The organism is Devosia sp. (assembly GCF_028290625.1).
Taxonomy (GTDB): Bacteria; Pseudomonadota; Alphaproteobacteria; order Rhizobiales; family Devosiaceae; genus Devosia.
The window spans coordinates 20,918-34,327 of the sequence record NZ_JAQGJM010000039.1; the positions used below are offsets into that span (position 1 = coordinate 20,918).

Below are 13,410 nucleotides of genomic sequence, written 5' to 3' on the forward strand. Positions count from 1 at the left end.
GGACACGACATGGATTATCTCATCCCCGCCGAAAAGCCCTGGTCCGGCATTGTCCGCAAGGGCCAGACCATCCGCATCATCGACAGCGAAGGCCAGCAGGCCGTCGATACCCTGTTCTACAAGGCCGACGACTTTTCCGAGCGCTATAGCGGCCAGGATACCCTTCGCGTGCAAGGCAATGCTTATGTGGGCATCGGCACCAAGATCATGTCAAACGAGGGCAATGTCATGCTGACGGTGACTGCAGACTCTTGCGGCCGTCATGACACCTCCGCCGGCGCCTGCTCGTGCGAAAGCAACACCGTCCGCTTCGGCCACGACACCAAATACCTGCATGCCTGCCGCGATAACTTTGTCTTGGAAGTCACCAAGCACGGCATGTCCAAGCGCGACATCGTCCCCAACATCAACTTCTTCATGAACGTGCCGATCCAGCCCTCCGGCCAAATGACCATCGTCGACGGCCTCTCCGCCCCCGGCGATCACGTCGAGCTCGTCGCCGAAATGGACGTCCTCTGCGTCATCTCCAACTGCCCCCAGGTCAACAACCCCTGCAACGGGTTTAACCCCACGCCGATCCGCGTCGTGATTTCGGGTGGGCCGAATGAATAATTCTGTTCTCGCGGCTCCATCCTCTCCCTCCCCCTCGTGGGGAGGGGTCAGGGGCGGGAGGACGTTTAGCCACCATCTAGCGGTCAAAGGCCCCCTCACCCGGCATGCTACGCAACCCGACCTCTCCCCCCAGGGAGAAGTGAAAAACGGCTTCCTCGTCGCGCAGCGACACCTCTCCCTTCGGGGGAGAGGTCGGCCCATAGGGCCGGGTGAGGGGGCCTTCCTCTGATGTTCAAAAAGGTCCTCATCGCCAATCGCGGCGAAATCGCCGTGCGTATTATCCGCACGCTCAAAACCATGGGCATCGCCTCCGTCGCCGTCTATTCCGACGCTGACCGCTTCACCAAGGCGGTGTCCCTCGCCGACGAAGCCGTCCGCCTCGGCCCGGCTCCAGCCACCGAGAGCTACCTGAACATCGACGCCGTCATCGCCGCCTGCCGCGCCACCGGCGCCGAGGCGGTCCATCCCGGCTACGGCTTCCTCAGCGAAAACATCGGCTTTGCCGAGCGCCTCGCCGCCGAAGGCATCGCCTTCATCGGCCCTACCCCCGCCAATATCAAAGCCTTCGGCCTCAAGCACACCGCCCGCGAGCTGGCCAAATCCAGCGGCGTGCCGCTTCTGCCCGGCACCGACCTGCTCGCCAGCGCCGAAGAGGCCTTGACCGCCGCTGAAACCGTCGGCTATCCGGTCATGCTCAAATCCACCGCCGGCGGCGGCGGCATCGGCATGCAGCTTTGCGCCGATTCATCCGCCCTCGCCGCCGCCTTCGCCAGCGTGCAGCGCACCGCCACTGCCAGCTTCGGCGACGCGCGCGTCTATATCGAGCGCTTCGTCTCCGACGCCCGCCATGTCGAAGTGCAGATCTTCGGCGACGGCAAAGGCCGCGTCATTGCCCTGGGCGAACGCGATTGTTCCCTCCAGCGCCGCAACCAGAAAGTTGTCGAGGAAACCCCCGCCCCCGGTCTCTCCGATGAGGTTCGCGCCCGTCTGCACAAAGCCGCCACCGATCTGGGCTCTGCCGTCCAATACGCCTCCGCCGGCACGGTCGAGTTCATCTACGATCCCGTCCGCGAGGACTTCTACTTCCTCGAGGTCAACACCCGCCTCCAGGTCGAGCACCCTGTCACCGAAACCGTGTTCAACATCGATCTCGTCGAATGGATGATCCGCCAAGCGGCTGGCGAGGACGTCATCGGTCAAGCCGGCCCGCTGACCCCGACCGGCGCCGCCATCGAGGTTCGCCTCTACGCCGAAATCCCGCACGCCAATTTCCAGCCCAGCGCCGGCCTTCTGACCGAGGTCAAGTTCCCCGATTACGCCCGCGTCGATACCTGGATCGAGACCGGCACCGAGGTTACCGCATTTTATGACCCAATGCTGGCTAAAGTCATTGTCGCGGGTAGCGATCGGCTAACCGCAATTGCCAATTTGCGTGCCGTGCTAGCGCAGACCTCGATCACTGGCATCGAAACCAATCTTGCCTATCTCCGCGCCATCGCCGCCTCCGATCTACTTGCCAGCGGCCAGGTCGCCACTACTGCCCTCCGCGACTTCGCTTTCATCCCCGATGTCGTCGAAGTCCTTGTTCCCGGTGCACAATCCAGCATCCAGGAACTCCCCGGCCGCCTCGGCCTCTGGCATGTCGGCGTCCCCCCAAGCGGCCCGATGGACGAGTACAGCTTCCGCCACGCCAACCGGCTCGTCGGCAATGCTGACGTCACCGCCGCCCTCGAGCTCACCATGGCCGGCCCGACCCTACGGTTCCACGCCGATGTGGTCGTGGCGTTGGCCGGCGCCAAAATGCCGATGAAACTCAATGGCTTGCCCGTCGCCCACGACGCGCCCATCGCCATCAACGCCGGCGACATCCTCGCTATCGGCACCATCGACGGCCCCGGCCAGCGTAGCTACCTCGCCGTCGCCGGTGGCTTCGCCGCGCCACTCGTGCTCGGCTCCCGCGCTACCTTCGGGCTCGGCCAATTCGGCGGCCACGCCACCGGCACGCTCAAAGCCGGTCAGGTCCTTCATCTCGCGCGCCAGCCGCAACAAGAAATCCAGCATGCTGGCTCCCCAGCCCCCCTCGCTCGCCATTGGGAGGTCGGCGTTCTCTATGGCCCGCATGGCGCTCCGGACTTCTTCCAGTCTGGCGATATCGAGACCCTGTTCTCGACCGATTACGAGGTTCATTTCAACAGCGCCCGCACCGGCGTTCGCCTGATCGGACCTGCCCCCAAGTGGGCACGCACCGATGGCGGCGAGGCTGGGCTGCATCCGTCCAACCTGCATGACAATGCCTATGCCGTTGGCGCCATTGATTTTACCGGCGACATGCCGATCATCCTCGGCCCCGATGGTCCAAGCCTTGGCGGCTTCGTCTGCCCCGCCGTCATCGCCCGCGACGAGCAATGGAAGATGGGTCAATTCAAGCCCGGCGACACCATCCGCTTCCATCCCCTCGCACGGGAAGGCGATCCCATCGCCGGCCCCGCCATTCGCCGCCCATCGGACCTGGGCTCCCCCATCGTCGGCCAAAGCGATGCCGGCCCCGTCCCGGTCGTCTATCGCCGCCAGGGCGACGATAATCTGCTGGTCGAATACGGCTCGATGTCGCTCGATATCGCGCTACGCCTGCGGGTTCACCTGCTGCTGGAGGCCGTAAAAAGCTTGCAATTACAAGGCGTTATCGACTTAACGCCAGGTATCCGCTCGCTGCAAATCCACTATGACGGCACTACCCTCACCCGCATGCGCCTGCTCGGCCTGCTCGCCGAAATCGAGGCCACGCTGCCGCCGGCGGAAGCCATCACTGTGCCCAGCCGCATCGTGCATCTGCCGCTGTCGTGGAACGATCCAGACGCCAAAGTGGCGATGTTGAAGTATCAGGAACTGGTGCGTCCTAACGCGCCATGGGCACCGGACAACATCGAATTCATCCGTCGCATCAATGGCATAGAGAGCATCGAGGCGGTCAAGAAGATCGTCTTTGATGCGAGCTATCTGGTGCTCGGCCTGGGCGATGTCTATCTCGGCGCCCCGGTGGCGACCCCGATGGACCCGCGCCATCGTCTCGTCACCACCAAGTACAATCCCGCTCGCACCTGGACCCCGGAAAACGCCGTCGGCATCGGCGGCGCCTATATGTGCATCTACGGCATGGAAGGCCCCGGCGGCTACCAGCTGGTGGGCCGCACCATCCAAGTGTGGAATACCTGGCGCTCGACACCCGAGTTCACACCGGGCAAACCTTGGCTGCTGAATTTCTTCGACCAGATTCGCTTTTTTCCCGTGGATCATCAGGAACTTACCGAAGCTCGCGCCGCCTTCCCGCATGGCGCTTACCCGATCAAAATCGAAGAGACGCAGTTCTCCTACGGCGATTATGCCCGTGATCTGGCGGCAAATGCGGAGTCGATCACTGCGTTCAAGACCGGCCAGCAGGCCGCTTTCGATGCCGAACGGCAGCGCTGGAAGGAACAGGGCCTCGACAGTTTCATCGCCGATGATATCGGCAATGATGTGCAGGTGAGCGAAGTCCCCGCTGGCTGCTTTGGCGTTGCCAGCAGCGTGCCGGGAAACATCTGGAAAATCCTGGTCGAAGACGGCGCGCCGGTTGCGGCCGGGGATGCCGTGGCCATCATCGAATCCATGAAAATGGAAATCACCGTCACCGCCCATGCGGCCGGAAAAGTGCGCGATATCCGTGCCTTACCCGGCCGCAATGTTAAAACCGGCGATGTCATCGTCGTGCTGGAGGAGCTTTAACATGCTGCCAATCATTCTCGACCTCGCCAGCCTCAAGGCCCTCTACGCCGCCGGCACCGTGACTCCACTTGACGTCATCGAAGCCGTCATTGAACGCCGCGCGCCGTGGCCCGATAAGGCAGTGTTCATCACCCCGACCAGTGACGACGACCTGCGCGCGGCCGCCAAGGCGCTAATGGAAAAATCGCCGCAGCCGAACAGCCTACCACTCTGGGGCATCCCCTTCGCGGTCAAGGATAATATTGACGTCGCCGGCCTGCCGACGACTGCCGCCTGCCCCGCATTCGAATATCGGCCCCAGGTCGACGCGACTGTCGTGGCTCGCCTGCGAGCAGCCGGCGCCTTGGTCATCGGCAAGACCAATCTCGATCAATTCGCCACCGGCCTCAACGGCACCCGCTCGCCCTATGGCGCGCCGCGCTCGGTGTTCGATCCGGCCTATGTTTCGGGCGGCTCCAGCTCCGGCTCGAGCGTGACCGTAGCGGCGGGCTTTGCTACCTTCGCACTCGGCACCGATACCGCCGGCTCTGGCCGCGTCCCGGCTGCATTCCAGAACCTGGTGGGCATCAAACCGACGCCGGGCCTGTTGTCCAATACCGGCGCGGTGCCGGCCTGCCGCAGCGTCGATTGCATCACCATCTTTGCCGGAACGGTCGGCGACGGCGTCGCCATACGTAAGGTCGCTGAGGGCTTCGACGCTGCCGATCCGTTCTCGCGCCGTCCGAACTGGGCGGAACTGCCGACAAGTGGCCTCCGCATTGGCGTGCTCGAAGGGGCCGAGCGCGAATTCTTCGGCAATGCTGAGGTCGAAAAACTTTATGACGCAGCGATCGAAAACGCCCGTTCGCTCGGCGCGACCATCGTGCCGTTCGATTATACTCCGTTCCGTGAAGCCGCCGCGCTGCTCTATGACGGCCCCTGGGTCGCCGAGCGTCTGGCCGCCGTCGAGGGCTTCATCGCCACCAATGCCGCCGATTTCGACCCAACGGTCCGCAGCATCATCGAGGGCGCCAAGGGCAAGACGGCCGTCGAGGCCTTCAACGGCAAATACAAACTGGAAGAGCTCCGTCGCAAGACCGAGGCGACATGGGCCAAGGCCGATGTGCTGCTGCTGCCGACCTCGCCCACGACCTATACGGTCGAGGAGATGCTGGCCGATCCGGTGCGCAAGAACAGCCATTTCGGGCGCTATACCAATTTCGTCAACCTGCTCGACTGCGCCGCCATCGCCATTCCCGCTGGGTTCGATCGCGAGGATCACCTGCCCGCCGGCGTGACACTGATCGCTCCCGCCTTCACCGACGACGCACTGGCACCCTTGGCCGATGCGATGCATCGCCTTGCCGCCCGTGGAATGGGTCGCGACAAGACGGCAACGCCGCCCGAGGCAAGCAAGGTCCCGGCCGCGGCCAGCACCTTGGTCCCCATCGTCGTCGTCGGTGCACATCTCAGCGGCATGCCTCTGAACAAGGAACTCACCGGTTCCGGCGGCCGCTTAATCAAAAGCTGCCGTACCGCGGGCGACTATCGACTCTATGCGCTGCCGGGCACGGTGCCATCCAAGCCCGGCATGATCCGTGAACCTGGCCTAAACGGGACCGGACTGGAGGTGGAGGTCTGGGAATTACCGCCCGCTGCCTTCGGCCAATTCGTTGCTCGAATTCCGGCGCCGTTGGGTGTCGGCAAGGTCACGCTCGACGACGGCAGCTCCGTCTCCGGCTTCCTCTGCGAGCCCTATGCTTTGGTTGGCGCCCAAGAAGTCACCCAATACGGTGGCTGGCGCGCTTACCTCGCTAGCCTGCAATGACATTTCGAGGCAACGCAATGCTGACCTGGCTCCAAACTGGCCTGAGGCTCATCGTTCAAGGCTTTGTCGCCCGCACTCGTGCGCTTAGCCACGGCCCCACACCGGCCGAGACCCGCCGCGGGCCAAGGTAGTTTTCGACACGCGATCTCTAGCGCGTCGTGTCGAGTGATCGCCGGTCGGGCGCGGCGAAGCTGAAGCGAGAGGCGCGAAGTGACTGGGCGGCGAGTTTCTTGAGGACGTCCCTGCCCTCGCCCGGCATTGCCTTGAATGCCTTAAGCGCGCCCTCGATATTGCGGCGGTCCAGTTCGTCCGGCACTCGCTCGGTCAGTTGCGCCTCGCGGCCGTTTTTGCACAGGGCCATCCATGGGCCGAAGGCGTTGGGGGCGCCAGTCGATATGGCGAGTTGGGTCGCCAGCGCGCGGTGTTCCCCAGCCTCCAGTTTCTTGACCTCGCCCGGTGTAAGGCTCGCCTTGGCGACGCGGTAGACATTGACGAAGCGGCGGGCGCGCCGGGGCGAGCCACCGAGGAACGGCGAAAGGGCCATGAGTGTATCGATTTCATTCTTGGTAAGCTCGAGCGCGCGGCTTGGCTGGGCCCCGCTCCGCTGCTGGTCGTCCTCGTGCCGTGGCTCACCGGTCGGTACTGAATCAGGGGCCGACGGCGTGATTGCGTCCGACCCAGCGGTGTCACCTGCTGCCCGATCGGGGGCAACAAGGTCGCCGACGAGCGACATGCCGGCTTTGGCGCTCATTGACGGCACCCAATAGGGAATCTGGAATATCTTCTCGAGGTAGTCCGCCGCCGTCGCGCGTTCCCGCCTGTCGTCCCAGGTCTGGGCCTCGGTGTTGGGGGGCCTGCCATTGGCGGTTTTGACGCCCGGTTTGACACCGGCCAGTGCTTTTTCGTACTTTTCTTCATCCACGGGCCCGACCGGGCCGAAGAAGTCGGGGTAGCGCTTTTCGAGCGAGCGGGAGAGCCACCGCGCATCCACGGCCACCATTACGACGAACAACTGGAAGCTCAGCAGCATGTTCACCGCCTGGAGGATTTCGACCACCTTGTCGGGCTCGCACCGGTCGAGATCGTCGATGTAAAGAACGATCCGGTTGAACCGGACGATCTCCAGGACCTTGGGATCGCGCGCGTTTTTCGCAGTGTTCTCAAGCTGCTCCACCTCGTCCGGGTGGAGAGCTTTGCCGCTCTCCATGATCAAGGCATCGACGCGGGCCTTGTAGTGCAGTCGGGCTTCCTCCAGATGCGGCGGCTCGTCCTCGTTTCGCATCAGCGATTCCAGCTGTTCGAAATCCTTGCGGATGGAAGAGACGAGCCCCAGATGCTTGCCGTAGCCATCGACGCCGGCGCGCGCCCGCACGAACCGGCGGATGCGGAGCGCGGACCCGGATTCCTCCGCGTAGTCCCTGAGCGCGGTGGCCACCTGTTCGCTGGTGGCCTGGACCAGCATTCTGGCCTCCTCGACCTGCGCCGCATTTCGGGCAAGTTCGCCGGACGCATCGGCAACCGCTTGCAGTTCCTTCTGCGTCGCATAGGCGATCTGCTCGTCGGCCTTCCGCTTCAGGTCCGTGAGCTTGTCTGCCAGCGTCTTGGCGCTGGACGAAAAGTACCCGGTGAACACCGAAAGCATTGCGACCAGGCCAGCAAGGGCCTCGATGCCGCTACCGATCCCGGCAAGCGCCGGCCAATCCAATGCCCCGGCGAGGGCAGAGTAGAGGCCTAGCAGCACTGCGGGCGCCACCAGCAGGGCGGCAAGGGCAAGAAGCACTGCCGGCCAGTTGCCGACCGTCGCACGCAAAGCTCCCAGCGCCACGTTCCCGGCCGATGCCGAGCGGTTGAGCTCATCAATCGCCGCGGCCAGCTTGTCCTTCTCGCTGAGCAGATTGGACACACCGGTTGCGGTCCCTATGGCACCGAGCTGCCGTTTGAGGTCGGGATCACTCATCACCCCTTTCCTCACCGTGTCGAAGGCGACGCGCCAGGCGAGCTCGGGAGTGCGAGCGGTTACGACTTGCGCCCGGGCTAGCTCTTCCTCCGCCTTGGCCAGCTGGCCTTCGGCCTTCTTCTGCTCCTTGCGGCGCATCGCCAGTTCCGCCGCGGCTTCGAGCGTAAGCTGGCGCGATGTGGCGAGGCGCTGCAGAATCTGGTCCGCGGCCCCGACGCCATTCTTGCGTGTCATCCAGCGGTCCAGTTCGTCGAAGATATGGCCGACAAGACTCGCCCAGAGATTGGTCTCGGCATAGTGCCAGGCGTTGAACTGGATTTGTACGATGGCGTGCTCGAAGCCATCGTTGCGGGCGTCCGATGCAACGAAGCCTGCAATCTGGTCCTGCACCATGCGCATGAAGAAGGTCTTGCCCGCCCCCCAGGCGCCGAAGATTCCAAATGCGAGCGGCAAATTGGTGCTCGAACCGGCGGCGACATTGGCGAGGGCTAGAGCGTCGTTGGTGATGCCGAGCTTGTCGTGCGCCTGCCCCTGGCCGGGCTGGTCATGGTTTAGTTTGGGCAAGGTCGCGGATTCGTATTCGAGCGCCCGCAGCCACTCCCGCATCTGCTCCGGCTTACCCGCCAGGCGATCGCGCACGACATCGCGGAAGTGCGCGGGAATATTCTCGAACACGATCTCGTGGCGTGCGAATGCGGCGTTGCGCACCTCGTAGGGCATCGTCAGCATAGCGGCGATAAGGCCCTTGGTCCCGAGCGCCGGATTGAGAAACACTTGCTGCTGCGTCGTGAAGCCGCGTTGCATCATGTCATCAAGCGCAGCTTCGAAGGTCAGCGGATCGGATGGGTCCGCCCTGTCCGCCGTTGGCGCAATTCGCCGCGTGAGCAGGACGACGAGGCCAGTTTTGGCCAGCATCGCCGAGGGCGCATCGTCGGAAAGCTGTGCGTCCAGTCGAGTTTCGAGCAGCGCAGCAAGGAGATGCGCCGGTTCGAGCGGATGACCCGCGGGCCGGTAGGCCGTGGCACGCAGCAGCACGTCACGGATCGAGTCGAGCACCGTGACATTGAGGGCGGTGAGGAGCGCATCGATCTCGTCTGCTCGCGTTTGCGCCTCGCGGGCCGGCGGCCGGACGACCTCCTCCCATTTGGCGACGCTTTCGCCTCCGGCGGGCTTCAGCTTGAGCTTGTTGATGAAAAACCCGCGCAGCTCATCGAGTTGGGTGGGCGTCACGGTCCTGCCCAGCTCGGCCGAGAGCAGGCTATCGAAGCCTCGCGTATTGAGCATGGCGGCAAAGACGTGCCGGGCCGAGAGAGGCTTGCCGGGCGTGACGAGCGACACATAGGAGTTTGCCGCCGCGATGACGCTGGCAGCCTTGTCATCGATCACAAGCGCCGCGCCCTCGCTTCCCTGCGCCAGGATCTCAGCTTCATGTTGGAGGTGGAGGTCGATTTGCGCGTCCAGATTGGCGCGCTTCATATGGCGCAGCGCCCACTCCACCAGCCACGTTGCCGAGTTTCCGTGCGCAAGGTCCGGTTTGATCCTGGCCCCATCATGGATATACGCCGCCAGCACCGCGGCAAGCCCGATGACGAGCCGCGGCTGTGCGGTGTCGACCGCGGCAAAATGAGCGCATCGGCCGGCAATGTCCGTGAGTGAGGGCGACCTCCCCGTGTCGGCGCCCAAGAGGCACGTTCGCGCGTTCTCCTCTAAGGTGGACCATTCCAGGGGCGTTTCTGGCGTATAGGGCGCCTGCTTCCCTGCGGTCTTCACGGAGGGCTGAGCAAAGTTCGTTGCCATCGTAAACCTCCCCAAGCTTGCCCCTGACATCATATCACCCCGAAGGGTCGAACACTATTCTGGATAATGCACCCAAGACGAGGTGTGCATGGATCTGAATTGAGGAGCTATTCTGGGCAAGCAATCTAGCTTTGGAATGCAGCAACCTTCCTACAACGTCATGGACGGACCTGAATTTTACCCGACAACTTTGATGCCGACTGCGGCTTTCACATCCCGTATGGCGGGTTTTGACCGTAGCGGGTACAGCAATGTTGTCCTGCGCGATCAATGCCTTATTGGCGGCAGGCAATTTATGGAATTGGTAGATGCTACCATTATCCACTCAGTAAAATCTGTTAGGTTTTTCTAACTTGAAGGAAATGGCGAGCCGGCATATAGTAAACGACGAGTTTGGCCAGAAGGCCGGTAGGTCGCCGCATAAGAGCGACTGAGGCAGTCGTAAATCAAATCAAATGCAGCTATGTAGTCATCGCCATTGCGGTGATTGCGTTGTGGTATATGTGGCGGATATTGCGCAGACTGCTTGTCAGCGTGTGCAATATTCATTTCCAACAGTCTATGAAGACGCGACATGTCTTCGTTTTCTGTCATTCATGACGCACGCGTGGAGTTGAGCCGCCAGATATTTGATGCCTGCAGGCAATGCCCGATACCGATTTCGGCGGCCTCGGTGGCAATGTTGAAAGAATACAGATCTCGGCACTGCGCGATGACTTGCCGGGCAAAAATGCCTGCCGTGCTGTTCTCTTGCCATGTCGATATCGACATGCATCAGCGCAACCAGCGACCGCTCCGGACCGAAGCGAGTACCTAACCGGTCGAGACTGAAACGACTCCGAAACAGAGCCCGCCACGGGGGGCGCTGAACTTACCTGTCGTACTCAGGAAAGGTGGATCATGACCCAGGGAAATGCTCCAATCCGCACGGGCGTCCGATGCCGTTACCGCTGATCCTAGCTGGCCCGATCCTGCGCAGGGTCGATGGCGACGTCTGCTCCGCCTGGGTGGCGCTCAGCCGTTCGGCGACGGTGGGGATGACATTGTGGGCGGGCACGCAAATGTCGACAGGACCCGGCACGGTGGCGTCGGGAGACGCGCCACTCGCCTCCGGCCAGATGCAGACGAGGCGCTTCGGGGCCAACCTACACATCGCGGTCGTCACGATCGATCTAAAGGGCCCACCGGCCGTCGCCCTCACACCGGGGTCGCTCCATTCCTACGACATCACCGTCGACGGCGCAGCGAGTTTGCGGACCGAAGGGTTGCTCAAGGACGAAACCGCCGGCGCCCGGCTCGCCAACGTCGATCCAGGGACCGACCTGGTCGCAGGCAGCGCGGGCTTCAATGCGCCGCTGCACCTTGCGCTGGGTTACGACACCGACCGCCTGCCCTCCTTCGTTATGCCCGCCGCGACGATCGAGGCGCTGCGCATGGCCCATGCCAGTTGCCGGCGGACGAATGCCGAGGGCTATGACGCGATGGCCTGGCTCGACGATTTCATCAAGGCGAATAAGCTCAACCCTGCGGAGCGCCCGCAGCAGTTGTATCTCACGGGCGACCAGATTTATGCCGACGATCTCGGCACCGCCCTGCTGCCGATGCTGACCAGCCTTGGCAACGATCTCTTGGGCGGCATTGAAAAGTTTCCGGTCAGCGAGACCGTCGGGCAGGAATTCGAGCTCAACGTCGACAAGTTTCCGCCGCAGCGCCGCGGGCTGATCGTGCGCGAAAAGGCGCGCCTTTCGACCACTGACAGCCGAAATCACCTGCTTGGCTTCGGGGAGTATGCGGCAATGTATTGCGCCGCCTGGAGTAGCCGTGTCTGGCAAGCGCTTGGCAACGAGTTTTCGACGTTCGTCCAACTTACCCCCGACAATGCCGATACCACACCTTTCCTCAGCAAGCCCGAGGACGCACTGGGCGGCACATTCCTCGGATGGAAAAACGATCCGGATCACGGGCTGGCGTCGATCGAAAAGGAAACAGCGAAGGTCCGCATCTATCGCGACGCGGTGCCAAAGGCGGCGCGCGCGCTGGCCAATTGCATCACCTACATGATCTGTGACGATCATGAGATAACCGACGATTGGAACCTGACGGGGCGCTGGCTTAGCCGGGTTTATTCCAAGCGCCCCGGGCAAGCGATCATCCGCAATGGCATGCTCGCCTATGGCCTGTTTCAGGGCTGGGGCAATGATCCAAAATTGTTCGCCGCCGATGGCAACAACAAGGATTTCCTGACCGAGGCCGAAAGCGTCTTCGCGGGCAACGGCCCCTTTCCTTCGGGCGCGACCAACCGCCTGGACGAGACCCTTGGTTTCCCTGGGGCAGCCGCAAACAAGCGGGCGCGCTGGCATTATCGCGTCGACGGCCCGCGGCACCGGACGCTGGTACTCGACACGCGCACCCGCCGCGACACCGGCAGCGCAGCATCAACCAAGCCGCCGAAGCTGCTTGGGGGCACATTGGGCGATCAGGTTCCTGACGGCCCGCTCACCGATGGTCGCGAGTTGCTGGTCGTCGTCTCGGCGGCACCGGTGCTGGGGCCAACGCTGTTCGACAAGGTGTTCCAGCCGCTGACGGCAGCGATCAAGGACAGTAGCAACGCCATCAGCAAAATGCTGGAGGACAAGCCCTATGACGCCGCCGCAGAGCTGAAGCAGACGGTCAGATATACCGATGGCGACGAGCATCGCGATGTCGAAGGCTGGTCGGCCGACGAAGGGCACCAGGAAGCGTTGCTCAAGAAGCTTGCCGGATACCCGCGCGTCGTCATTTTATCAGGAGATGTGCACTTCGCCTGCTCTTTGACGCTCGACTATTGGAAGGGCACGAACGCGACGCCGGCGCGCATCGTCCAGTTGACGTCGAGCGGCGCGCGCAACGGCTGGCCAATCAAAATCGAAAGCCAGTTCCGCAAGAATACGGTCTTTCAAGACCTGCTGGGTGGCGTGCTGGTCGAACGCTTGGCGTGGAACGGCGCGGCGAAGATTACGGTGCCAGCAGGCTCGCACATCAGCCCCGGCCGACGCGGGCGCATGAGGCGGTCGCCGGCGCTCCTGCCCGTGCTCGGCTGGCCCGCAGGCACTACGATCGATACGGCGCCCGATTGGCGATGGCGGCTCAAGCTTGTGCGCGACACCCGCACCGGTGGCCAGAACGGGGCCCCGCCCGACCCGCCACCGCTCTCTGCCGACATCAATCCGGCGGCGAGCTTTGCCGGCTATGTCGGGCTCGCGAAACGCCATGCGGTCGCGACGATGACGATGCCGCGCCTTCTGCGCACGCTGATGTTTCTCAGTAATGTCGGGCTCGTCAGCTTCCGCGACAACGCCGGCACGGTCACGCTTACCCACCGCCTACTGTCGGCGAGCGCGCCGAGTTCGCAGACATTTGCCGTTAACACCGTTCACGAGGCCAGCCTTGCTCCATCCACCGACGCCCCCCCGACGCTGCTGACCAATTGAGGCGA

General features: G+C 63.1%; 5 protein-coding genes. 4 read left to right on the forward strand and 1 reads right to left on the reverse strand.

Translation table 11 applies throughout. The features are described from left to right. The first annotated feature begins 9 nt into the window (after positions 1-9). The 3 genes from JWR51_RS22335 (at position 10) to atzF (ending at position 6,181) form a co-directional block, all read left to right on the forward strand. Positions 10-612 (forward strand): urea amidolyase associated protein UAAP2, encoded by a 603-nt coding sequence (locus tag JWR51_RS22335; RefSeq protein WP_299753049.1) that lies wholly within the window; start codon positions 10-12, stop codon positions 610-612. A gap of 228 nt (positions 613-840) precedes the next feature. Further along, complete coding sequence (gene uca / locus JWR51_RS22340; protein ID WP_299753051.1) at positions 841-4,374, forward strand: urea carboxylase; 3,534 nt, start codon at positions 841-843, stop codon at positions 4,372-4,374. Position 4,375: 1 nt separating this feature from the next. Further along, entirely contained in the window at positions 4,376-6,181 is a 1,806-nt protein-coding gene (gene atzF, locus JWR51_RS22345) for an allophanate hydrolase (RefSeq protein WP_299753053.1), read from the forward strand. A 148-nt stretch (positions 6,182-6,329) separates the two neighbouring features. Here the strand turns inward: atzF and JWR51_RS22350 are convergent, their stop codons facing one another. Beyond that, positions 6,330-9,935, reverse strand: coding sequence for a P-loop NTPase fold protein (locus JWR51_RS22350; RefSeq protein ID WP_299753055.1), 3,606 nt, complete (start codon positions 9,933-9,935; stop codon positions 6,330-6,332). Positions 9,936-10,873: 938 nt separating this feature from the next. On the opposite strand from JWR51_RS22350, the gene JWR51_RS22355 reads away from it, so the two are divergent. Next, entirely contained in the window at positions 10,874-13,405 is a 2,532-nt protein-coding gene (locus JWR51_RS22355) for a hypothetical protein (RefSeq protein ID WP_299753057.1), read from the forward strand. Positions 13,406-13,410 lie beyond the last annotated feature (5 nt).

Coding starts and splice junctions, on each gene's coding strand:
- JWR51_RS22335 (WP_299753049.1), top strand. CDS start 10: ATGGATTATCTCATCCCCGCCGAAAAGCCCTGGTCCGGCATTGTCCGC.
- uca (WP_299753051.1), top strand. CDS start 841: ATGTTCAAAAAGGTCCTCATCGCCAATCGCGGCGAAATCGCCGTGCGT.
- atzF (WP_299753053.1), top strand. CDS start 4,376: ATGCTGCCAATCATTCTCGACCTCGCCAGCCTCAAGGCCCTCTACGCC.
- JWR51_RS22350 (WP_299753055.1), bottom strand. CDS start 9,935: ATGGCAACGAACTTTGCTCAGCCCTCCGTGAAGACCGCAGGGAAGCAG.
- JWR51_RS22355 (WP_299753057.1), top strand. CDS start 10,874: ATGCCGTTACCGCTGATCCTAGCTGGCCCGATCCTGCGCAGGGTCGAT.